The organism is Flavobacterium piscis (assembly GCF_031457575.1).
GTDB lineage: Bacteria > Bacteroidota > Bacteroidia > Flavobacteriales > Flavobacteriaceae > Flavobacterium > Flavobacterium piscis_A.
Genome location: NZ_JAVDWQ010000020.1, coordinates 73716 through 98281, shown reverse-complemented (window position 1 = coordinate 98281; position 24566 = coordinate 73716). Strand labels below are relative to the sequence as shown.

At 35.1% G+C, this 24566-nt stretch carries 16 protein-coding genes; 15 read left to right on the top strand and 1 reads right to left on the bottom strand.

Features of this window, described 5'->3' with window-relative positions:
• The first annotated feature begins 144 nt into the window (after positions 1–144).
• The 3 genes from J2W48_RS20625 to J2W48_RS20615 all read left to right on the top strand — a co-directional run bounded on the left by J2W48_RS20625 (position 145) and on the right by J2W48_RS20615 (position 4376).
• On the top strand, positions 145–1179 hold the full coding sequence (locus J2W48_RS20625) for a substrate-binding domain-containing protein (RefSeq protein ID WP_310283833.1): 1035 nt from the start codon (positions 145–147) through the stop codon (positions 1177–1179).
• A 619-nt stretch (positions 1180–1798) separates the two neighbouring features.
• On the top strand, positions 1799–3658 hold the full coding sequence (locus J2W48_RS20620) for a T9SS type A sorting domain-containing protein (protein WP_310283811.1): 1860 nt from the start codon (positions 1799–1801) through the stop codon (positions 3656–3658).
• Positions 3659–3740: 82 nt separating this feature from the next.
• The gene (locus J2W48_RS20615; RefSeq protein ID WP_310283809.1) at positions 3741–4376 is read left to right on the top strand and encodes a sugar-binding protein; all 636 of its coding nucleotides are present in this window, start codon (positions 3741–3743) and stop codon (positions 4374–4376) included.
• 74 nt (positions 4377–4450) lie between these two features.
• Here the strand turns inward: J2W48_RS20615 and J2W48_RS20610 are convergent, their stop codons facing one another.
• Positions 4451–5491, bottom strand: a complete 1041-nt coding sequence (locus J2W48_RS20610; RefSeq protein ID WP_310283807.1) for a LacI family DNA-binding transcriptional regulator — start codon at positions 5489–5491, stop codon at positions 4451–4453.
• A 318-nt stretch (positions 5492–5809) separates the two neighbouring features.
• On the opposite strand from J2W48_RS20610, the gene J2W48_RS20605 reads away from it, so the two are divergent.
• From J2W48_RS20605 to J2W48_RS20550, 12 genes are all read left to right on the top strand, one after another.
• Positions 5810–6718, top strand: coding sequence for a sugar phosphate nucleotidyltransferase (locus tag J2W48_RS20605; RefSeq protein ID WP_310283805.1), 909 nt, complete (start codon positions 5810–5812; stop codon positions 6716–6718).
• Position 6719: 1 nt separating this feature from the next.
• Positions 6720–7823 carry a phosphotransferase enzyme family protein gene (locus tag J2W48_RS20600; protein ID WP_310283802.1) on the top strand — a complete coding sequence of 368 codons (1104 nt, stop codon included), beginning with the start codon at positions 6720–6722 and terminating at the stop codon, positions 7821–7823.
• Positions 7824–7828: 5 nt separating this feature from the next.
• Positions 7829–8755, top strand: a complete 927-nt coding sequence (locus J2W48_RS20595) for an NAD-dependent epimerase/dehydratase family protein (RefSeq protein ID WP_310283799.1) — start codon at positions 7829–7831, stop codon at positions 8753–8755.
• Between the two features lie 33 nt (positions 8756–8788).
• Complete coding sequence (locus J2W48_RS20590) at positions 8789–10171, top strand: sugar MFS transporter (RefSeq protein ID WP_310283797.1); 1383 nt, start codon at positions 8789–8791, stop codon at positions 10169–10171.
• A 175-nt stretch (positions 10172–10346) separates the two neighbouring features.
• Positions 10347–12275 carry a glucosamine-6-phosphate deaminase gene (gene nagB / locus J2W48_RS20585; protein ID WP_310283793.1) on the top strand — a complete coding sequence of 643 codons (1929 nt, stop codon included), beginning with the start codon at positions 10347–10349 and terminating at the stop codon, positions 12273–12275.
• 329 nt (positions 12276–12604) lie between these two features.
• On the top strand, positions 12605–13987 hold the full coding sequence (gene glmM / locus J2W48_RS20580) for a phosphoglucosamine mutase (RefSeq protein ID WP_310283790.1): 1383 nt from the start codon (positions 12605–12607) through the stop codon (positions 13985–13987).
• Positions 13988–14632: 645 nt separating this feature from the next.
• Positions 14633–17914: a SusC/RagA family TonB-linked outer membrane protein gene (locus tag J2W48_RS20575; RefSeq protein ID WP_310283788.1), complete on the top strand. Its 3282-nt coding sequence runs from the start codon at positions 14633–14635 to the stop codon at positions 17912–17914.
• A 10-nt stretch (positions 17915–17924) separates the two neighbouring features.
• A complete protein-coding gene (locus J2W48_RS20570; protein ID WP_310283784.1) occupies positions 17925–19397 on the top strand; it encodes a RagB/SusD family nutrient uptake outer membrane protein in 1473 nt (490 codons plus the stop codon).
• Between the two features lie 64 nt (positions 19398–19461).
• Positions 19462–20823, top strand: coding sequence for a DUF4832 domain-containing protein (locus J2W48_RS20565; protein WP_310283781.1), 1362 nt, complete (start codon positions 19462–19464; stop codon positions 20821–20823).
• A 26-nt stretch (positions 20824–20849) separates the two neighbouring features.
• Complete coding sequence (locus J2W48_RS20560) at positions 20850–21722, top strand: PKD domain-containing protein (RefSeq protein ID WP_310283778.1); 873 nt, start codon at positions 20850–20852, stop codon at positions 21720–21722.
• A 173-nt stretch (positions 21723–21895) separates the two neighbouring features.
• Positions 21896–22993, top strand: coding sequence for an acyltransferase family protein (locus J2W48_RS20555; protein WP_310283777.1), 1098 nt, complete (start codon positions 21896–21898; stop codon positions 22991–22993).
• A gap of 57 nt (positions 22994–23050) precedes the next feature.
• Positions 23051–24427 (top strand): Gfo/Idh/MocA family protein, encoded by a 1377-nt coding sequence (locus J2W48_RS20550; protein WP_310283773.1) that lies wholly within the window; start codon positions 23051–23053, stop codon positions 24425–24427.
• Positions 24428–24566 lie beyond the last annotated feature (139 nt).

Sequence of the window (24566 nt, the reverse complement as noted above, 5' to 3'; positions counted from 1 at the left end):
TTTCAAAACAGGATAAATTTCACATTCAAAACGATTCGTGTGCGCACACGATCAAGACAAAATTAGATAAAAAGTTAACTTAACCAACTTTATAAGTGAAAAAAAAATTAATTTTACCTTTTAGAATATTTTAACTTAAAGTCGATAAACGTCATCATAACAATAAAAAAAATAGCGGAGCTTGCCAATGTTTCTACCGGAACAGTAGACAGGATAATCCATAACCGTGGGCAGGTTACCCAGGAAAATGTTGATAAAGTAAATGCCATTATCGAGGAATTTGGCTATAAGCGAAACATTTTGGCGAGCAACCTTGCTTTGAACAAAAAGTTTCATTTTGCCATATTTTTACCTCAATATGAAAATTTTGAATATTGGGAAAGTCAGATTACCGGAATAAAAAGAGCAGCCGATGAGTTTAGCAAATTTGGTGTTATTTTGGAATATTTTTTTTATGATTTTAATTCAAAATCTTTTAATGAAACGGCTCAAAAAGTTTTGGAATTTGAGTGTGACGGTTTATTATTTGCTCCCATTTTTTATGGCGAATCAATTCAATTTTTAGAAAAATACCAACAATTTAAGACTCCAATTGTGATGATTGATTCTAATATTCATACTCATCAAAATCACGGTTATGTAGGACAGGATGCTTTTCAGAGTGGTTATTTGGCAGGAAGGCTTACTAGTTTTGCAGTCAATGATAAAAGAAAGATTTTGATTTTTAAAATTGCTGAAGAAATAGAGGTAACATCGGTTTATTTACAGCGTATAAAAGGATTTTATTCTTTTTTCGAGGACAATACAAACCTGACTAATTTTACTTTTTCTGAGGTTACAATCAAAAATCCGGAATCAGAGCCATTAACTTCGGATATGTTTTTAAATATAAACAGTGTTTTTGTTCCCAATTCCAGAGCCTACGTTGTTGGCCGTTTTTTAGAAAAAAACAATATCAAAGGTGTTCGGGTTATTGGTTATGATTTATTAAAAGAAAATGTTGAGTACCTGAACAAAGGGATTATTGATTTTTTAATCAACCAGAAACCGGAACAGCAGGGATATAAAGCCGTAAATTATTTATATAAAAAATTAGTCCTGCAAGAGGATGTAGACCCAACCTATTATGTTCCGTTGGAGATCATCCTAAAAGAAAACTATCCTTCGATTAATGTATAAAGGCCATTATTCAACTTGAATAGTTCTGTTTCGAGTGCCGGAATCAAAAAGAAAGCTTTTTATGTCATGAAAGAGTGGTATGCACAAAAAGAATAAGAATATAAATAGCAGAAGTTACATTATAAAATTAAAATCCTGTTTCGTAATGAAATGGGATTTTTTTGTTTGGAGTATGTTTATAGGATTCTTATCTATTTACAAATATTTACAAAATGTTAAATCTATAAATCACTAAATATTGAACACTTCAAAGTATTCTGTAGTATTTTTTACATATGTGCTCAAACACATTCAATTAAATTATATCCAACTAATTTATATATAAGTAAAATATTACAATTAATTAAAATATCAATATTTTTTTGTGTTCGAGCACATTTTTTTTATTTTTTGCATTGCCAATTAAAATACATTATTTACATTCGTCAGAAATAAGTTATTTTATGTTTTGTTTTTGCACCATAATGATTTTTAAATCAATAATTTAACATTAATAATAACAATGTGCTATTTTGATTTTAGAGAGTGTAAGCAGAGGCCCGGGCTTATTTTTTGTTTAGAAATATTGCAATATTTAATTATAGATTTTTTTTTAATTGTTAACCCAAATATCAAAATTATGAAAATCAGGAAAATTACATTTATTATTTTATTTTGTTTTGTGCAGGGTTTTGCCCAGACGTATGTCTCAACAACCGGAAATGATGTAACAGGTACAGGTACAGCTGCTTTGCCGTTTAAAACCATTGAAAAAGGAGTTCAGACCGCACCATCTGGCGGAACGGTTTTAGTACTTTCAGGAACATATCCTGTAACAGGACCTATTTTTGTTGGTAAACCATTAACGATTCAGAAAAGTGGCTCAGCTGCGGTGGTACTAAACGCTTCCGGTTGGACAAGTACAGATTCTTACGTATTAGGAATTGTGAATACAAGCAGCGTTACTATTGATGGTTTGACAATTTCTAACAAAATTGGTAACGGAAGTAAAGGAATTTGGATTCTCGCTAACTCAGGTGCAACAGCAAATTTAAACAACATTACCATCAAAAACTGTATTGTTAGAAATATTGGGTGGATTAGTAATGATCTGGCTTCTATTCCTGCCAACAGCGGAATAGTCGCAAACGCCATTAAAGTAGATGGAGGCAATGGTACTTATGCAATTACCAATGTTAAGATTGAAAATAATGTGGTAAATAATTGTGCCACAGGTTGGGGTGAAGCTGTAACTATAACCGGAAACGTAAATGGTTTTTCGGTTTCAGGAAATACAGTATTTGACATTGCCAATATTGGAATTGTGGCAGCAGGAAATTATACATCAACCGGAGCAACAAGCAATAACCAGGCAAGAAATGGTATTATCGCTTCAAACGAAGTGTATGATTGTATGAGTGCCGTTGCCAATAGTGCCGGTATTTATCTTGATGGGGCTTTGAATTGTACTATCGAACGAAATGAAGTGTATAATTGTGGAGTAGGACTTGCTGTAGGCGCAGAACAAAATACAGCAACAGGAAATGGTGGTGTGGCTACGGGACATATTGTAAGGAATAATTCAGTATACAATAATGTAGTAACGGGAGCTATTTTTGGAGGTGTTGTCGGAAGCGGATATTCGACCAGTGTTGCCAATACCTATATTTTTAATAATACTTTTTACAAAAACAGAACAGGAGCAGTTATTAACGGTGTTACCACTATTGCCGGAGTTGCTGTAGGTACCGTTGCTGATATTTATGGAGGTGAAGTACATCTTCAAAACAGTTCAGGAATTACCTTCAAAAATAATATTCTTTATGCTACAACTGATAAAAAAGCACTTTTAGCATCCTACGGATATACAATTTCGGGTTTTGTATCCAACTACAATTTATTTTACAGAGAAGGAACTACAGATTATATAATAGATTTAACCGGAGTGAGTTTCAATGGCAGTTCAGCAACTGGTTCTTATAATCAGGCAACATTTGCAGCTGCAACAGGGCAGGACGTCAATTCTGTTGTAGGTGCGCCCGGATTTATGAATGCGGCTATTTTTGATTTTACATTAACAACAGGAGCTTTTGCTACAGACAAAGGAGATCCTACATACAACGCGACTTATTCAGGGACCATTGATTTTGATGGGGATAACCGCAAAAGAAACGGTCGCATTGATATTGGAAACTCTGAATTACAAACAGGATCTACAGCTAAAAAGACTGCTACAGTTGAAGTAGCCGAAGAAATTGCCCCAGGCTTTTCTGTTTTTCCTAATCCGGCTTCAGATGAAATCAATATTAATTTTGTAAAAGAGATTACTTCAGCCACTATTTCTGTGTTAGATTTAAATGGCAGAGTGCTTTTAAAAGGAGAGTATAGTGCTGTAAATGAAGTCACAATTAATGTTTCTGATTTAAAAAAATCACAATTGGTTATTCTTCAGATTAATGCTGATAACGAAATTAGCAACAATAAAATTTACCTGAAATAAAACTAATTTTGATTTTAGGGAGCAAAAGAGATTTTTCTTTTTTGCTCCCTTTTTTTATTTTTAAAATTCGTACCTTTTTAGAATGAAAAATTACAATGTAAACCGTATCGAAGAAAACATTTTACAAATAAATGGTTTAGGAGATAATCCGCTTTGGAGAGAAGCAGAAATACTAACCGATTTTATTTCTCCCTGGAATGATTCAAATCCCGAAAAGATTGAGTTAAGAGCTTTATGGGATACTGAGAACATCTATTTTTGCTATACAGTTTATGATACTAATATTCATATAAACAAGAAAGATGATTCAGTTGACAGCATTGCGGAATCTGACAGAGTTGAGATTTTTTTCAGAACAGATAAAACACTAAATCCTTATTATTGCTTAGAAATTGATCCCACACCACGAATCATGGATTTCATTGCATATCCGGGAAAAAAATTTGACTATGACTGGAATTGGCCTAAAAATGACCTGACTGTGAAATCACATACAAAAGAGGATTGTTTTGTTGTCGAAATAGCAATTAGTATTCAGTCTTTAAAAAACTTCCATTTAATTAAAAACAACATTATCGAAGCCGGTCTTTACAGGGCAAAATATAAAAAACAGGAAAATAATCTCTTTGAGCCAACCTGGATTTCATGGGTAAATCCGAATACGGAAACGCCTAATTTTCATATTGCCAGCTCTTTTGGACTTTTGACTTTAGTTTAAAAAAGGCTTAGTTGTAGTTCATAAAAGTCTTATTTAAACACATCTTAAATACACAACAAAATCACACTTGCGATTTACAAAAAGTAATCCTTAGCGTTTTCAGTATTAATAATATCAATCGGCAGCAACTTCTCGGCACTAATTTCTTTTTCAAAAATAAAATGTTCTATTAAACTTGTTGTTCCCAGATATGCCTGTCTTTTTGGATTTTGGTGAATCAAAAAGTCAATGGTTTTATTGTTTAAGTATTCAAGATTATTTTCTAATAAATCATAACCCACAAGCGCAATTTTTCTTTCAGGATTTTTAGCAATAATTTTAGCGACCTGATAGGCTTTTGAAGTCGTAATGAAAAGACCGCTAATATTGGGGTTCAGATCTAAAAATTCTTTAAGTGTCGTTTTAAACTGAGGATGTTTTACTTTAAAAGTTTTAATTTCGAATCTTCCATTTTCCAGATTTTCAAAATAATTTCTGAAACCTTTTTCCTTTTCCTGCATGTGAATCGCATTCTCATAATCTTCATCAATATGGACGATGGCGATTGTTCCTTTTTGAATCAATAATTCCAGTAATCTGGCAGCAATTCTCCCGCTTTGAAATAAATCCTGACCCACAAAGCTCTTTATAGAACTGGATTTAAGCTGATTATTAAAAATACTCGAAATAATACCTTTAGAGTTGTAAGCTTCGATAGCTTCTATCGCTTCTTTGTAAAATAGCGGCACTAACAAAACTGCATCCGGTGACGCATTTAAGACAGCTTTATTCGTTTCTACAAATGATGCCGTGCTTGTGGCATCAAACAAGAAAATTTCAACCTTTACATTAAAAGATTTGAATTCTTTTTTAGCTTCATTGATACCATCGATACAAGGCTGCCAATAAGGATCATTTTTAGGATCGGGAAGCAAAACACATATGGAATAAATTTGTGTTTTCTTTAAACTTCTTGCCATTAAATTAGGCTGATAATCAATCTTGTCCAAAACTTCATTTACTCTGTCAAGAGCATCCTGAGAGACTTTTCCTCTTTTATGCAAAACACGATCAACTGTGCCTTTAGAAACACCTGCCAGTTCTGCAATATCCTTAATCGTATAAATTTTTTCCATATTGAAACAAATATATATAAAAATCAAATATGAGTAAATATTAAATTTCATGTGTTCGAAAACATTTTATTTGTGTTCGAGCACATTTTAACACTATTTTCTTTTTTTATAAAATATTAATATATATTTTAGCCGAATATTAATGATATACTTTATGATATTAACGTAAAAAATGTCAGATTAATATTTATTTTTCAATTTATAAGAGAAGTTGTTAAAATCTGATAATTCATTATTTTATTTCTTTTTGAAACCATTGGAATTTAAAAAAATGACCGGAATAATTAAAAATAACAAACCCATTAATATACTATTTAAATGAGCAAAAGTAAACCTACTCTCGTGATTTTGGCGGCAGGTATTGGAAGTCGATATGGAGGATTAAAACAGTTAGATACCTTTACTCCCGAGGGTGATACCATTATGGATTTTTCTATATATGATGCTTTACAGGCAGGCTTTGGAAAATTTGTATTTATTATAAGTAAAAGCATAGAAGATGAATGCAAAGAAATGTTTAATAAAAAACTCGAAGGAAAAGCTGAAGTAGGATATGTTTTTCAGGAAATCGATAATGTTCCGAAACAATATCAAAATCCCGAAAGAAAAAAACCGTGGGGAACCGGGCATGCCTTATTGATGGCAAAAGAGGAAGTAACTGAAAACTTTGCTATTATAAACGCTGATGATTTTTACGGAAAAGAGGCTTTCGAAATTATGGCAAAAGCATTAACAGAAATGGACAAAGAATCGTACCATTTTAATATGATGGCGTATTTGCTAAAAAACACCGTTTCAGATCATGGTTTTGTTTCAAGAGGCGAATGTCAGGTCGATGAAAATAATTATCTGACCGATGTTACCGAGCGTACGCACATCGAAAAAATAAACGGCAAACTGATGCGTAAAGATGATAATGGTGTTTTTATACCGATTGACGAAAATACAATTGTTTCTATGAATTTCTGGGGTTTTACGCCAAAATGTTTTGAGTTTGGAGGCGCTCTTTTTGAAGAATTCCTGAAAGAAAACGAGCACGATTTAAAAGCAGAATTTTTTATTACCTCTGTCGTAAACGAAATTTTAAAATCAGATAACGCATCGCTGGAAGTACTTCAGTCGAATGCCAAATGGTTTGGCGTTACCTATAAAGAAGATAAGGAAATCGTAAAAAAAGAGATCGAAAAATTAAGGGGCCAAAAAGTTTATCCAACTAATCTCTGGTAATATGGTAGCGGAACATTTAAAATTTATATTCGACCAGTTTGACCATATTGCCGTTTTCAAAGATTTTGAAGAATTGGCCTCCGGTCATATCAATGACACCTATTTGGTAACTACAGATAGTTGTAAACAGTTTATTTTACAAAGAATTAATGATGGCGTTTTTAAAGACGTTCCCGGCCTTATTGCCAATAAGGTTAGTGTGAGCAAACATCTGCTGAAAAAACTAAAACATTTATCAGAAGAAGAATTAAAACGTCGCGTGTTAACTTTTATCGGTACTAAAAAAGGCATTTTCTATTATCATGATAAAGACGGGAATTTCTGGAATATGATGGTTTATATTGAAGGAAGCCTGACTTTTGAAACCGTAAACAATGAAGAAATTGCCTATGAAGGTGGAAAATTATTTGGTGAATTTCTAAATCTGACCAGTGATTTCGATGCCAGAAAACTAACAGAGGTAATTCCGAATTTCCACAATATGGCATTTCGTTATTCACAGTTTGATATCGCCTTAAAAGAAGCTTCGGAACAACGAATCGAACAAGCCGGAACCTGCATTAATCTGGTTCACGAGCTTAAAGAAGAAATGCATGTTTTGCAAAACTTAAAAGATACCGGAAAAATAAAATTGAGAGTCACCCATAACGATACTAAAATATCAAACGCACTTTTTGATACCAATAAAAAAGGACTGTGTGTAATTGATACTGACACAGTTATGCCCGGAATTATTCATTACGATTTTGGGGATGCCATCAGGACCATTTGTAATACTGCTGCTGAAGATGAAAAAGATCTGAAACTTGTCAATTTCAATCTACAGTATTATAAAGCTTACGTAAAAGGTTTTCTGGAAAAAACAAACTCCTCTCTTTCTTTATTAGAGATAAAATACCTGCCGCTTGGTGCCAAAACGATGGTATTTATTATGGCATTGCGTTTTTTAACGGATTTCCTGAATGATGACGTGTATTATAAAACAGAATATGCTGAACATAATCTGGATCGTTCTAAGAACCAATTTAAACTGATTGAAAGCCTTTCAGAACAATTTAAGGAAATGGAAGATTATAATTTGAATTTCATTGGATCATTAAAATAATAAAAATGAAAAAATATGTAATTACCGGAGGTGCCGGTTTTATAGGAAGCCACATTGCCGAACATCTATCAAAAGAAGGGCATCAGGTTACGATATTGGATAATTTAAGAACGGGATTCGAACACAACCTAAACGGATTGAATGTCGATTTTATAAAAGGAGATATACGTGATGAAAATTTAGTAAATGAGGTAATAAACGGTGCAGCAGGTGTTTTTCATTTGGCAGCTTTGGTCAGCGTTCCGGAATCGTTATTAAAAATCAGGGAATGTATCGAAATCAATACCATCGGAACCATTAATATTCTGGAAGCAGCAAAAAATAATTCAGACTGCAAAGTCGTGCTTTCAACATCTGCAGCCAATTATGGAAACAATCCTGTTTTACCAAAAGTAGAAACGATGTTTCCTGAGCCGATGACACCGTATGCGATCACCAAATTAGACGGTGAATATTATTTAAAAATGTATCTGGACCAATATCAGGTTCCAACAGCTTCTTTGCGCTATTTTAATGTGTTTGGTCCACGCCAAAATCCGGAATCGGCTTATGCGGCGGCAGTTCCAATTTTTATCAATAAGGCCTTGCAAAATGAACCTATTACTATTTACGGAGACGGCTTGCAGACCAGGGATTTTATTTATGTAAAAGATGTGGTTAAGGCCAATATTCTGGCTTCTCAAAAAGGGGACGAAACGTATAATGTGGCTTTGGGTCACAGCACATCGGTTTTGGAATTGGCCGATAAAATCATCAAAATCACCAATTCGAAATCGCAGATCAAATTTTTAGAAGAAAGACCGGGCGATATCAAACATTCAAAAGCCAATCCGGAAAAATTCAATCAGTTGGGTTTTAAACCGGAATACACAATTGATAAAGCTTTAGAAGAAACCATTCTTTTTTATCATCAGGAATTAGTCAGTAAATAACATCAGAATAATAACTAAACCAAACCCAAAAATATGTCAGAAATCGATATTACTTTAAAAAAGGAACAAAGCAGTACTTTGATTCCAATGGTTATTTTAACGTCCTTATTTTTTATTTTTGGATTCGTAACCTGGCTTAACGGGCCGCTGATTCCGTTTTTTAAATTAGCATGTGAACTAACCGAATCACAGTCGTATTTTGTGACATTTGCTTTTTACATCGCCTATTTTGTAATGGCAATTCCGTCATCATTCCTAATTGAAAAAGTAGGCTACAAAAACGGAATTTCATTAGGACTACTGGTCATTGCAGCTGGTGCATTGTTGTTTTATCCCGCAGCTGCTACACGAACTTTTAGTTTTTTCCTTATCGCTTTATTTGTAATGGGTACCGGTTTAGCCGTTTTGCAAACAGCTGCAAATCCGTATGTAGTTGTAATTGGTCCCCGCGAAAGTGCCGCAGCCCGGATTAGCGTTTTAGGAATCGCCAATAAACTGGCAGGTTTTCTGGCTCCTTTATTATTGACAGCATTAGTATTATCCAATATAGGCGATTATTCTGCAGATAAAATTGCTGTGATGACATCAGTTCAAAAAGAAAGTGCACTTGATTTATTGGCTTTACAACTGCAAAGGCCTTACATTTATATGGCAGTGATTATGTTGGTTTTGGCTGTTTTGGTAAAATATTCACCACTTCCTGAAATCAATTTAGATGATGAAGGACAAGTAGCAGATTTAAGCATTTTCAAACAAATAAAAGAAGCTTTTAAACATCCGCAATTGGTTTTTGGCGTAATCACTTTAATGGTTTATATAGCTGCCGAAGTTTTGGCTGGAGATTCGATAGGAGGTTTTGGAAAACAGTTAGGCGTTTACGGGGAAGATGGTTCGTTTTATCTCAAACTGACTTCGTTTACCATGACTGCCATGGTAGTTGGATATATTTTAGGAATTACATTAATCCCGAAATACGTTTCTCAGGTTTTTGCCTTAAAAGTATCGGGATTTTCAGGTCTTCTTTTAGTTGCATTAATCGTTATAATTTCTCCAGAAATCATGGTTCAGTTACCTGGAATTCCACAATTACCTTTAGTTATTGTTTTGGTAGCGCTTCTGGGATTAGCCAATGCACTTTGCTGGCCGGCAATCTGGCCAATGGCACTTCAGGATTTGGGCGGATTTACAAAAATTGGTGGTGCGATTTTGATTATGGGAATTATTGGCGGTGCTGTTTTTCCGTTATTCTATGGTTTATTGGCAGATAATATCAATATGGCAAACGAAGCTGCCGGAATTGCTCAAACTGCAAAAAGTGGGAATCAATTAGCGTATTTAATTTTATTGCCAGCTTATTTGATGATTGTCTTTTTTGCCTTTAAAGGGCATAAATACAGAAGTTGGAAAAGTTTTTAGTTTCAGGTTTTACCTCAAAAAAACCACAGAACTTTAGATAAGCATAACATTTTATTCAACATAAAATCAAGCGTTCAAATATCCTGTTTGAATTTGCTCACGCTCAACTTATACCTTTTTTAACGGAAAGGCATTTACAAAAATTAAAGAAAAACATAATAAAATATATTTCAAAATGATAAAAAGTAATATAGATAAAGCAACAGGATTCGAGAAACGTTTCGAAAACATCAATACCGTTGTTTTTGAAAATTCATCTGATGCCTCAAAAGCAGTTGCTCAGGAAATTGCAGCTTTAATCCAATCCAAACAAAAAGAAAACAAACCTTGTATTTTGGGTTTGGCTACCGGTTCTTCTCCAAAAGGGTTATATGCTGAATTAGTTCGTCTGCATAAAGAAGAAGGATTGAGTTTTAAAAATGTAATCAGTTTTAATCTGGATGAATATTATCCGATGGAACCGAATTCGATTAATAGTTATGTTCGTTTTATGAAAGAACTGCTGTTTGATCATGTTGATATTCTGACTGAAAATGCACATGTTCCGAACGGACTTTTAACCAAGGAACAAATCGCCGATTATTGCCATAATTATGAAGTGAAAATAGAAGCTTTGGGTGGAATCGATTTGCAGATTCTGGGAATTGGCGGAAACGGACATATTGGTTTTAATGAATCAGGCTCGCTTCAAAACTCAAAAACACGTTTGGTTGCATTGGATCATATTACAAGAGTTGCGGCAAGCAAAGATTTTTCTGGTTTGAGCAATACGCCAAGAACGGCCATTACGCTTGGCGTTAAAAAAATAATGGAAGCCAAACAGGTTATTTTAATGGCCTGGGGAGAAGGAAAAGCGAATATCATTAAAAAATCGGTGGAGGATGAAGTAACGAACCAGATTCCTGCTTCATTTTTACAGGAACATAATAATGCGATTTTTGTTTTGGATAAAGAAGCATCTTCAAAACTCACCAGAATCAACAGACCCTGGCTCGTAGAAAAAGTAATATGGACAGACAAATTAATTAGAAAAGCCGTTTTGGGATTGGCACTTGATCTTAAAAAACCAATTTTAATGCTGACCGATGCCGATTATATCGAAAACGGAATGAGCGATTTACTGGCAGATTCCGGCCCGGCATACGACATCAATATTAAAATATTCAATAAACTGCAAAATACAATTACCGGCTGGCCAGGCGGAAAACCAAATGCAGACGATTCCAATAGGCCAGAAAGAGCTGAACCGGCTAAAAAGCGTGTATTGATTTTCAGTCCGCATCCTGATGATGATATTATTAGTATGGGAGGAACTTTCATGCGTCTGCAGGAGCAGGGACATGAAGTGCACGTAGCGTACCAAACCTCGGGGAATATAGCGGTTGCCGATGATGAAGCGTTGCGTTTTGCAAGATTCGTGATTGATTACAATGAAAAATTTGAAATCAAAAGTGCAGAAGCAGAGAATATTTACCAAAGGGCAGTCACTTTTTTAACCAACAAAAAGACCAGCGAAATTGATATTCCCGAAGTGCGTTACATCAAGGGATTAATCAGAAAAGGAGAAGCCAGAGCGACCAGTCATTTTGTGGGTTTAACCGATGATCAGATTCATTTTATGGAATTGCCATTTTATGAAACCGGAACAATCGAGAAAAAACCAATCGGACAAGAAGATATTCAATTGACAATGGATTTAATTGAAAAAATAAAACCACACCAAATCTACGCCGCCGGAGATTTAGCAGATCCGCACGGAACGCACAAAGTTTGCCTGGATGCTATTTTTGAAGCAGTAAGAGAGTTAAAATCAAAACCTTTTATGAACGATTGCTGGCTTTGGCTGTACCGTGGAGCCTGGCAGGAATGGGGAATTGACGAAGTTGAAATGGCGGTACCCATGAGCCCCGATCAGGTTTTAGCAAAACGCCACGGAATCTTCAAACATCAATCTCAAAAAGACGGCGTTGTTTTTCAGGGAACGGACGCCAGGGAATTTTGGCAAAGAGCCGAAGACAGAAACAGGGAAACAGCAGCTTTGTATCAGCAAATGGGTTTAGCAAGTTATGCTGCTATGGAGGCTTTTGTAAAATGGAAATATTAAAAATGAATTTTACCATATAAGTGTATAAGTTCATTTAATTAACCCATTGGGTGTAATTATTAAAAACGTCAGTTCGAGTATTTTTTGTGCAGAGAAACGGAACAAAACTTCTCGATACGCTCCGCACTCGAAGTGACGTGTATCGAGAACCATTTTTAATGAGATTTTTTCTGTTCCCGATATAATCCCGATGAAAAATCGGGATCACTCGAACTGACGAAAAATTATCATCAAAAAACTAATTACACCCAACGGGTTTAATTACTAAGCTTATAATTTCTTATATCTTATATGGTTTAGAATTCTTTATAGTAAAAAAATAAATCAAAATGGCTTTAATAAAATCAATTTCAGGAATACGAGGCACAATTGGGGGAGTTGTCAATGAAAATCTGACTCCTGTAAATGCCGTAAAATTTGCTGCTGCATATGGCATGTGGTTAAAAGGACAAAATTCGAATAAATCATTAAGCATCATTTTAGGGAGAGACGCCCGAATTTCGGGAGAAATGGTCAGTAATCTTGTAGCCAATACACTTACCGGTTTAGGAATTAATGTGGTCGATATTGGTTTGTCAACCACACCAACGGTTGAAGTTGCTGTAAGGTTAGACAACGCAGATGGCGGTATTATTATCACTGCAAGTCATAATCCGAAAGAATGGAACGCCTTAAAATTATTGAATGTGAAAGGTGAATTTTTGAACGCTGTTGAAGGGGAAAAAATCCTGAAAATAGCAGAAGATGAAAGTTTTTTGTTTGCAGAAGTAGACGATTTAGGAAAATACGAAAAGAAAGTGGGCTATATCAACCGCCATATCGAGGAAGTTTTAAAATTAGCTTTAGTTGATGTTGAAGCCATTAAAAGAGCAAATTTTAAAGTGGTTGTCGATGCAGTAAATTCAACAGGTGGAATTGCGATTCCTGCCTTGTTGGAAAAAATGGGGGTAGAATGCATCAAATTATATTGTGAACCAAATGGTCATTTTCCTCATAATCCGGAACCTTTAAAAGAACATCTCACGGATATTTCAGAATTGGTAGTCAAAGAAAAAGCTGATTTTGGAATTGTAGTCGATCCGGATGTTGACCGGCTTGCCATTATCTGCGAAGACGGCTCTATGTTTGGGGAAGAATATACTTTGGTGGCCTGCGCCGATTATGTTTTAGGAATAACAAAAGGAAACACGGTTTCTAATTTATCTTCTTCACGAGCTTTAAGAGATATTACGCTGAAGCATGGGGGTAAATATGAAGCAAGCGCCGTTGGAGAAGTAAATGTGGTTGAATTAATGAAAAGTACAAATGCGATTATAGGAGGTGAAGGTAACGGCGGCATTATTTATCCGTCATCACATTACGGCAGGGATTCATTAGTTGGGGCAGCATTGTTTTTATCCCATTTGGCGCATGCTAAAATTTCGTGCAAAACACTCAGGGAAAGTTATCCGGATTATTATATGAGTAAAAGTAAAATTGAATTGCCCCCACAAATTGATGTCGATAAAATTTTGGAAAAAATCACCCGGAAATTCAGTAATGAAAAACCAAATTGTATCGATGGAGTTAAAATAGATTTTAAGAATGAATGGGTGCATTTGAGAAAATCAAACACTGAACCGGTTATTCGAATTTATACAGAAAGTAAATCTCAAAAAAAGGCAGATGAACTGGCAGAAAAATTTATTGCGGAAATTAAAGGTTTGTTGTAAGTGTGTTAAGGTGTGATGTATTTTATTAAATAATGGAATATTACTAAATCGATATTAAATAATTGATTTTCAAGTGTAAAGTGTAATTTTCATTGTGTTTTTTAATTAAATGAATAGTAAACAAAAAACTCATTTTATTAAAATATAATTTATCTTTTTTAGTAAATTTTTGAATTTTTTTACAATGAATATTTTAAAACAGTAAGAATTTAATAATACTTTTTCTAAAAAATGTGCTCGAAAACACTTTTTTCATGTGCACGAACACATTTTTTTGATTTTGCCATTGTTTATTAAAAAATATTATTTAGTTTAGCCAAAAGTAAGTACAAAAACACCTTTTTTTTAAGTCCTTTTTTTAAATAAGAAAATAGGTTTCATATCCAAAAAAGTGAAAGTAAAGAGGATAAAAATTCGAAAAGACAGAATGAATTATGCAGTTGGTTTTAAGTGAGAAGAAAAAACTGCAATGTTTTAGATTAACAATAAAAATAACCAAACAACAAAAAACAAAACCAAAAAAATTATGAAATCACAAGTAACATGACTTGCACCATTTCGCTTTGTATTGGATAAAATCTCTAACCATTTTTTACTATTACAAAGCATGCTTTTTACATTAACCATTAAACTAACCAGAATAATATGAAAAAAAGTAACAAGTTACTATACGGTAACTATCAGGAATTAAAATTTAATTTAAAGGCAATAATTACAGTTTTATTTCTGATAGTATCTGTTTTTAACGTAACTGCTGCTTCCAACTTGGATAGCAGTAAAAAAACAGAAATTACAAAAGAATCAGTAGCTGACATAACGATTAAAGGTCTTGTTTTAGATGAATTAGGCCAGCCAATGATTGGCGTAACGATTGTTCCAAAAGGATCAGCAAGAGGAACAACAACAGATTTTGACGGAACATTTACAATTGTAGTTTCATCAAACACAGAAGCTCTGATTTTTTCTTATGTTGGATATGAAGCAAAAGAAGTTGCAATAGCCAACAAAACCAATATTACAGTTTCATTAGTGCCATCATCAAAAGCCCTGAATGAGGTCGTGATTATAGGATACGGAACTCAGAAAAAGAAAAATGTATTGGGAGCTATTTCTTCCGTAAAAGGAGAATCTTTGACTTTATCATCTGCACCATCAGCTTTAACGGCGCTTCAGGGCAAAGTGGCTGGTTTACAAATTGCTCAAAATAGTGCCCAGCCTGGAGGGGGATTTAATATTCAGATTCGTGGAGCAGGTTCTATAAATGCAAGCAATCAGCCTTTGATCGTTGTGGATGGATTTCCTATTACCAACCTCGATCAGCCCGGTTCCGGAAATCGTTATGACGGAGGTACACAAGGCGTTTTAAATTCTTTTAATCCAAATGATATCGAATCTATAGAGGTGTTAAAAGATGCCAGTTCTACCGCTATTTATGGTGCAAGGGCAGCAAATGGGGTAATTTTAATTACAACTAAAAAAGGAAAAGAAGGTGATGTAAGAGTTGATTATTCAGGATCTTACTCGTATCAAAAATACAACGACAGTTATGATGTGCTGGATTTGAAGGAATGGATGCAATTACGAAATGATGCTTCGAGAGAAAACTGGGAGTTTAGTAATAAAGTATATCCGTATTCTTCAAAAACTTTAGAGGAGGCAAATGCTGCTCCGGTGAATGGAATTCCGTACAAAAGAATTTATTCAGATGAAGAGATCAGAAGTGCAGGAAAAGGAACCGATTGGTTATCATTGGTAACCAGAGATGGAATGGTAAAGCAAAACAACTTGTCATTAAGAGGAGGAACTCAGTCAACTAAATACTTTTTATCAGGAAACCTATTTGAACAGGATGGTGTTATTCAAAACTCTGGCATCAAAAGAACTTCACTGCATTTTAGTATTGACCAGAAATTAACGGATTATGTGAATTTAGGTATGAATATGACCAAAAGCAGAATCAAAAATCAAAACTCACAATTAGGCGGACAATTTAATGCTGACACTGGAGAAGAGGTTTCACAATTTGAGAATTCAGGAATTATCAGATCAGCCATACAGCAAAGTCCGGCGGTTTTAGCGATTGATGAGTTCGGAAATTATCCAATAAATCCGGACAATGCCTTAGAGCCAAATCCATACTCATTACTTACTATTTCAGATGAAGGTCTTGTAGACAGATCGCTAACCAACTTTTATGTAGAAATTAAACCAATCGAAGGATTAACAGCCAGATTTCAGGGAGGTTTTGATCAGGGAAATTCAAGCAGAAATACCTATTTGCCAAGAACTACTTTATATGGAGCATTAGAGAACGGTAAGGCATCGATCAATACGCAAAGAAAAAATGATGATTTATTTGACTTTACTTTAAATTATACAAAAAAATTACTGGAAGATAACACTTTTGGTTTATTGGTGGGTTATTCTCAGCAAACCTATAGAAACGAAACAACAGGTTTAGGAAACAGCAACTTTATTACCGATTCATTTTTATGGAATAATATGAATGCAGGAGCCGGAACGAAACTGACTTCTTCATCAAAAACAGAGAATAATTTCATTTCTTATTTTACCAGATTTAATTATTCATACAAAGACAAATACATGTTGACATCGACAATACGTCGTGATGGAGCAAGTGTGTTTGCTAAAAATAATAAATATGGTTTATTTCCATCAATTGCAGTAGGTTGGGATGTATCTCAGGAATCATTTATGACTTCTGTAAGCGATTATGTATCACAGCTTAAATTTAGATTTGGATATGGACAAACAGGAAATGCTGAAATTGGAGGCAGTGCCTTTGGTGCATTTTACGCACAGCCTGCTTATTTGAATGCTGATGAATCAATATTGATTGGAGTATTTCCTTCCAGACTTGAAAATCCTGATTTGAAATGGGAAACTACGACAGAGAAAAATCTAGGTTTGGATTTTGAAATTTTCAATAGAAGAGTGTCAGGTTCAGTTGAGGTTTACAGCAGAGTAGTTTCGGACTTATTGATGCTTAAGCCTATCAACAGTTATCATGAAATAAATACGGTTTGGGCCAATGTTGGAAGTACAGAGAGCAAAGGATTAGAGGTTACTTTAAGTACCTTAAATATTGATCGCCCTGATTTTAAATGGAGAAGTACTTTTACGTATTCACAATTCAGAACAAATTGGAAAGAAAGATCTCCGGACTGGAAACCTAGAGTTTACGAGAGTTACGATGATCCGGTTCGTGCCGTTTATTCTCAAATTGCTGATGGGGTGATGCAAATTGGAGAAGTAGTTCCCGCACAGCCTGATTTGTATCCAGGTCAGATAAAAATTAAAGATGTTAATGGTTTTGTGAGAGATGGAGCTGGAAATCCGGTAACAGATGAAAATGGAGTTTTTTTAAGAACAGGTGCTGCTGATGGAAGAATTGACGATGCTGATTACGTTTTAAAAGGTTCTTCAGATCCTGATTTTGTAGCAGGTTTAAGCAATACAATTACCTGGAAAAACTTTCAATTGAATTTTATGTTTAATGGAATGTTTGGAAGAGAAATTATAGACAGAACTGATTTTACTTATGGTGTAACGGCTGTGGGTGTAGCCCAAAACGGAAGAAATGCTACAACAAATATTTACAATAGATGGACACCTGATAATCCTACCAATACACGTCCGGGCTCTCATTTTGGTTATACACAATATGGTTCAGGCGATTTCTTTATGCAGGAAGCTTCCTTTGTTCGTTTGCAAAGCGTATCGTTAAGTTACAATCTTCCACAAAAATGGTTTGGAAAATACATGCAGGGAGCCGCTGTCAGATTAGATGGACAAAACCTTTTCACTATTACCAAATATGATGGTATTGATCCCGAAACAGATGGTTATGCAGCAGCATATCCAAATGTAAAAACATTCACAGTAGGAGTTGACCTTAAGTTTTAAGAAAAAAGATATGAAAAATTTAAAAAATTATACAATAGTTTTACTATTACTAGTTTTCTCAGGATGCAGTGATGATTTAGAATCAATCAATTACGATGAGATTAATCCGAGTATTTTTCCAAGCTCGGAAGCAGATATTCAGGCTATCGTGGCTTCGGCATACTATCCATTAAGAGGTTCATACGGAAATGGAATCCATTCTACTTCAGAAAATGGACTGATGTTCATGCTGGATGCTACGACCGAAATCCTACAAGGACCTTATGGCGTTCAGCAAGAGGCATCGTTGCATAGTTATAAAGCTACATCTATCGCTTTTACCCGTTTTTATGATGTATTTTACAATAAAATAAGCGGTATGACTTTGAGTATTGACAGAATACAAAAATCTAATGTAAATGATTTGATAAAAAAACAAGCTATTGCTGAAATTAAATGTGCCAGAGGATTATTAGCTTATGAGCTTTTTGATATGTACGGTCCTCTGGTAGTAGCACCACTTGAGATACTTCAAAATCCATTGATCGAAGAGCCATTAGCAAGACTTTCAAATGCTGAGATGGTCAGTTTCATTGAAAATGATCTTAAAGATGCAGCCGTAGATTTGAAATCTCCTGCTGAAACGCAATACGGAAGATTCAGCAACGGAATGGCAAGAATGGTTTTGATCCGATTGTATCTGCATGAAAAAAGATGGGCAGAGGTGGAAGAACAAACCAATGCAATAATGGCAATGAATCACTATGAGTTAGAAGATAATTATGCCGGTTTATGGGATATTACAGCACCTGTTAGCAGTAAAGAAGTAATTTGGGCAGTACCGGCAGATTATGCAGGAACCAGCGAAAACCAATGGCAACTGATGGTATTGCCTGCTAACTTTCCTGGGCGTGGAGGTTACGGAACTATTCAGAGTTCATGGACTTTTTATGATACTTTTGAAGCAACCGATATTCGTAAAACAGCTCTTATTGCAGAATTTACAGGTACAGATGGTGTGACTTACAACAGAGCAAATCCTGCTAACTACATGCAATTAGGACCTATACCTTTGAAAATTCATCCTGATGCAGCGAGAACAACAGCTTTAACAACAGTTGACATTATTGTATATCGTTATGCTGATGTATTGTTGTCAAAAGCAGAAGCATTGGTAAACAAGACTGGTACACCAACACAAGAGGCTATCGATTTGGTCAATATTGTTAGAAGAAGAGCCCAAATCAGTGAAATTGAACTGGTAGATTATAATACGCTGGCCAGTTTTAATGATATGATTCTGTTGGAAAGATCTCATGAATACTGGTGTGAAAACGGTCAATACCGTTCAGATTTAATCAGACACGGAAAATTTACGGAACATGCACTTTCTTTGAATGGAGCAGCAAGCCAAAGTGAGCCTTATAAAGCATTGTTTCCTTTTTCGTTAGAGAGAATAAGCGAAGGCAAAGGAAAATTTATTCAGAATGATAAATATAATTAATTGGAAGACGGATATCACTTTTGTGAATGAATAAAATTAATCAGATAATTTAATTATGCAAAAAATGAAATATTTATTAATAGCATTTTGCCTTTTCCTTAATATTGCAAGTAGCTGTCAGAGTGATAGTGGTGACAATAAAGAAGAAGCAAGCGGGCAGGAAAAAGTTACTTACGCGGTTTCTAATGAAGTTTTTACCAATCCGGAACGTGGATTTATGCATACCTGGCAGGTGAATTCGGAAGGTGTGGCAATGACTGCGGCATCTTTGAATAATTTAAAGAAAGAAAATGTAAGCCTTATTTTGCGTTTGTATTATTTGGAAAAGTTTAAAACGACTGCTTTAAGCCAGACACAATTAGACCTTATTAAAACCGATTTTACACGTCTTAGAGAATCAGGTTTAAAATGTGTTTTGCGTTTTGCTTATACCGATGCCCAGGATGGTTCCGATGCTTCTGTTGCCGTAATTTCAGGACATTTAGATCAGTTGAAACCCATTTTTGAGGAGAACAAGGATGTTATTGCTTTTGTTCAGGCAGGTTTTGTGGGAGCCTGGGGTGAGTGGTATTACACCACTAACCAGTTGACTACACCAGCGAATAAAAAATTGATACTGGATAAACTTTTGGAATCTTTTCCAAAAGAAATTAAAATTCAGGTAAGAACGCCAAAAATCAAACAAGATTTCGTTGCAACTACAACCGCAATGGATGCTACAGTAGGTTATGGAACTACAAATACTGCCCGTTTGGGTTTTCATAACGATTGTTTTATGGCCAGCGTTGATGATTATGGAACCTACCAGAATGTAACTGCCGAAAAAACGTATGTAAGTAATGAAGCCCTTTTTGTCCCAACAGGAGGTGAAACTTGTCCGCCCGTAGATGTTCCGATTGCAAGTTGCAGTATTGCCGAAAAAGAAATGACGCTTTTAAAATGGACCTACTTAAATCTTGATTATTACGGTCCGGTTCTGCAGGAATGGAGAAACAACAATTGTTTTACCGATTTTGAAAGAAAGTTAGGGTACAGACTTGCATTAGCATCTTCAAGCATTAAAAAAGAAGTTGCCTTAAACGGAACTTTAGAATTAAACGCTTTTATTAATAATTCAGGTTTTGCTCCGGTGTATAATCCTAAAAATGCTTTTTTAATTTTTAGAGCAACTGTAAACGGAACAGTGTACAAGAAAAAATTAAGTTTTGATGTGAGAAAAGTGGTACCAAGAGTAACTTTCGATTTAAAAGAATCGGTGAGCTTGTCAGAAATCCCGGCAGGTACTTATGAAGTACTTCTGAAAATTGAAGATAGTTCCTCAAAACTAACAGACAGACCAGAGTATTGTATTCGTTTTGCTAATACGGGATTATGGGAAGCTACAACAGGTTTCAACAAATTATCACAAACGGTTATCATTAAATAGTTATAAAATATTTAAACCAAAAAACCATGAAAAAAATACAATTAACCAAATATGTAACAATGCTGATGGCGTTGTTATTGCTAACAGCTTGTTCGAGTGACAGTTCATCTTCGGATTCAGAAACAATGCCTGTTGCTGATTTTTCATTTACCAATGACGGAAGTACCTTTACTTTTACCAATCTTTCTACAAATGCTACTAAATATAGATGGGATTTTGGAGATCTTTATTATGTCTCAAATGAAAAAGATCCTGTTTATACCTATAAAATAGGAGGTGAAATTAGGGTTTCATTAACTGTTACAAATGATGCAGGCGAAGAAGCATTTATTACAAAAGTTATAGATGCTCCAAGAATTATAATCATCGACATTAAAATTGACGGTAAATTTACAGATTGGGATGATGTTGCAGTTACTGACGAAAATACCTCAGGAAACGGATCAATCCAAAAAATTAAAATTTGGGCGGGTGGTCCAAACGTAAATGTGTATTTGGAAGGAAACAAAAAAATGCTGTTGGAATTGGTAGACATGTACATCAATACCGATGGTAATACGCAAACCGGATTTTTGCATGGCAATTGGCCGGGTGGTTCAGGAGCAGAATTTTTATTCGAAGGCCCGATGGTAAGCAACGGCTGGGGAGATTTTTATAACCATACTGATCCCAACGGTGGATGGGGATGGGGAGCTATCGCAGGTTCCGGAGCTAACTTAAAGGCATCAGCAATTGTTAGTCTTTCTGATACAACAAATGCTATCGAATTTAGTATTCCGAAAACACAATTAGGAACTTTAGGAAGTTCAATTGGTATTGCAATTACCGAAATGACTTCAGGATGGGCAGCTGTTGCCAACTTCCCTGAAGGTCCTAAATTCTCTACATTAGAATTGTAGTTTGTCATCGATAGCCTGTCAAAATTACCATTGGATTACTAGTTTTTTGAAAAGGTCATTTTTAAAATCTAATGGCATTGAGCTATCGAAGTAAAGATAATTTAAAAGTAATCCTTAGTGTTTGATCAATATCAGGGATTACTTTATCAAATTAAAATAAAGAAATAAGCCAAATGAATAAAAGCATTTTCAATAACCGATTGATGTCTGTAGATGTTCTGCGAGGATTTGATTTATTGATGATTATTGTGGCCGATCGTTTTTTCTATAACCTAAATTCGGCTGCCAAAACCAATTTCACCAGGACTTTAGCTGACCAGTTTGAGCACCCGGAATGGATTGGGTTTCATCTCTACGATGTAATTATGCCTTTGTTTTTGTTTGTTGTGGGTGTTGTTATTCCGTTTTCATTAGGAAAAAGAAGCACCGAAACAGGATCAGATACTAAATTATATACCCATATTCTAAGACGATTTGTAATTTTGTTTATTTTGGGATGGATTGTTCAGGGCAATTTGTTGTTTTTGGATATTTCCAGGTTTCATATATTCAGTAACACACTTCAGGCCATTGCTGTTGGTTATTTGTTTTCCTGTATTGCTTATATCAATTTTTCAAAAAAAGGGAGGTATATATTTTTTGTAAGCTGCCTGATTCTGTATACTGTCATATTAGAAGTTCCGGGTTTATTTGGGCATCCTTTTGAATTATTACCCAATAAAAATCTTCCTGTTTATATTGATCAACAGGTTTTCGGACGTTTCTATGACCAGACACAATATTCCTGGTTGTTAACCGGTTTAGGTTTTACTGCAACCACCATGTCGGGATTGTTTGCAGGAGAATTGCTTTTGTCATCTTTATCCAGACAAAAAATTGCCAGTTATCTGCTTATTATTGGTATAACCGGAATAGTTGCATCCTTAATCATAGGTTTGTGGCACCCCATTATTAAAAAAATATGGACAAGTTCATTCGTACTATTCTCATCAGGGATTAGTTTTGTCTTGTTAGCTTTATTTTATTGGCTGGTCGATGTAAAAGGCTATACCAAATGGGCATATCCGTTTCGGGTTATTGGGCTTAATGCCATTGCAGCGTATGTTGGATCACATGTCTTTAATTTTTCTTTAATTGCCAAACAAATTTTCTTTGGTTTTGAACAATTTACAGGAGCCTATTATGATGCCTTTTGCGATTTAGCAGGTTTCGGAATCCTTTATTTCATACTTTGGTACATGCATAAAAACAAGACTTACATAAAAGTATAAACAAAACAAAATAATGACGAGTAACTCATCTCAATAAATTATCTAAATTAAAAAAAAATGAAAAGTTCAAGTTTAAAATTTTTATTGATAGCCTTTTTGCTATTAAAAATTTGTGATGCATCTGCACAAATCATAAAAACAAAAGCACCAAAAAGAGACAAAGGGCAGACTGATGTTTTGCGTTTGGCGACGCCGGCAATTCCGATAGTTCATGTGGCAATTATTGGTTTGGGAATGCGCGGAACAGGAGCTGTTGAGCGAATTACACATATACCCGGAGTAGAAATTGTTGCGCTGTGTGATATGGCAGAAGAGAGAACAACAACAGCCAATGATACTCTCGTAAAACATGGAAAAGCAAAAGCAGAAGTGTTCTTTGGGGAAGATTCCTGGAAAAAAGTAACAGCACTTAAAAATGTAGATCTGGTTTACATCGTAACCGACTGGAAGCATCATGCCAATATTGCCGTACAAGCTATGAAAGACGGAAAACACGTTGCGGTAGAAGTTCCGGGGGCTTTAACAATGAAGGAAATCTGGGATATTATTGACACTTCTGAAAAGACCCGTAAACATTGTATGATGTTGGAGAATTGTGTGTATGATTTCTTTGAACTGACGACTTTAAACATGGCCCAGCAAGGCTTATTTGGAGAAATTCTTCATGCTGAAGGTTCTTACATTCACGGATTACAGCCGTATTGGGAAAATTACTGGAACAACTGGCGTATGGATTATAATCGCAAACACAGAGGCGATGTGTATCCAACACACGGAATGGGACCAGCGTGTCTGGCGCTCAACATTCACAGAGGGGATAAAATGAATTTCTTAGTTTCTATGGATACCAAAGCAGTTGGAAATCCTGCATTCATCAAAGAAAAGACGGGAGAAGTAGTAACCGATTTCAGAAATGGTGATCATACCATGACCATGATCCGTACCGAAATGGGAAAAACAATCCAGATTCAGCATGATGTTACAAGCCCGAGACCGTATAGCAGAATGTACCAGTTGTCAGGAACTAAAGGATTTGCGAACAAATATCCCGTTGAAGGTTATGCCATTGATGCCAAAGAAGCAGGAGCAGAGATTGCTAAAAATTATCAAAACCTGAATGCAGAAGAATTTGTATCTGAGGATGTGAAAAAAATATTAATGGAAAAATATAAAAATCCGATTGTGAAAGACATCGAAGAGATGGCGAAAAAAGTAGGCGGTCATGGCGGAATGGATTTTATTATGGATTACCGTATGTTTTACTGTATCCAAAAAGGACTTCCTTTAGATATGGATGTTTACGATTTGGCAGAATGGTCCTGCTTAAGTCCGTTAACGGAAATTTCTTTGGATAATAATTCGGCACCAGTTGAAATTCCTGATTTCACACGTGGTAGCTGGAAAAAATTGAGTACTGTAGAGTTTTCTAAATAAAGAGAACTTTTTGAATATACCATTTACATTTCCAATTGTTAGTTCGACCCTTCAATAAAAGCTCAGGACAGGCTAAAGTCGGGAACCATCAGTGCATTTCGAATCCGCTCGATGACAAAAGAACAAATAGACCATTATA

Coding starts and splice junctions, on each gene's coding strand:
- J2W48_RS20620 (WP_310283811.1), top strand. CDS start 1,799: ATGAAAATCAGGAAAATTACATTTATTATTTTATTTTGTTTTGTGCAG.
- J2W48_RS20615 (WP_310283809.1), top strand. CDS start 3,741: ATGAAAAATTACAATGTAAACCGTATCGAAGAAAACATTTTACAAATA.
- J2W48_RS20610 (WP_310283807.1), bottom strand. CDS start 5,491: ATGGAAAAAATTTATACGATTAAGGATATTGCAGAACTGGCAGGTGTT.
- J2W48_RS20605 (WP_310283805.1), top strand. CDS start 5,810: ATGAGCAAAAGTAAACCTACTCTCGTGATTTTGGCGGCAGGTATTGGA.
- J2W48_RS20600 (WP_310283802.1), top strand. CDS start 6,720: ATGGTAGCGGAACATTTAAAATTTATATTCGACCAGTTTGACCATATT.
- J2W48_RS20595 (WP_310283799.1), top strand. CDS start 7,829: ATGAAAAAATATGTAATTACCGGAGGTGCCGGTTTTATAGGAAGCCAC.
- J2W48_RS20590 (WP_310283797.1), top strand. CDS start 8,789: ATGTCAGAAATCGATATTACTTTAAAAAAGGAACAAAGCAGTACTTTG.
- nagB (WP_310283793.1), top strand. CDS start 10,347: ATGATAAAAAGTAATATAGATAAAGCAACAGGATTCGAGAAACGTTTC.
- glmM (WP_310283790.1), top strand. CDS start 12,605: ATGGCTTTAATAAAATCAATTTCAGGAATACGAGGCACAATTGGGGGA.
- J2W48_RS20575 (WP_310283788.1), top strand. CDS start 14,633: ATGAAAAAAAGTAACAAGTTACTATACGGTAACTATCAGGAATTAAAA.
- J2W48_RS20570 (WP_310283784.1), top strand. CDS start 17,925: ATGAAAAATTTAAAAAATTATACAATAGTTTTACTATTACTAGTTTTC.
- J2W48_RS20565 (WP_310283781.1), top strand. CDS start 19,462: ATGAAATATTTATTAATAGCATTTTGCCTTTTCCTTAATATTGCAAGT.
- J2W48_RS20560 (WP_310283778.1), top strand. CDS start 20,850: ATGAAAAAAATACAATTAACCAAATATGTAACAATGCTGATGGCGTTG.
- J2W48_RS20555 (WP_310283777.1), top strand. CDS start 21,896: ATGAATAAAAGCATTTTCAATAACCGATTGATGTCTGTAGATGTTCTG.
- J2W48_RS20550 (WP_310283773.1), top strand. CDS start 23,051: ATGAAAAGTTCAAGTTTAAAATTTTTATTGATAGCCTTTTTGCTATTA.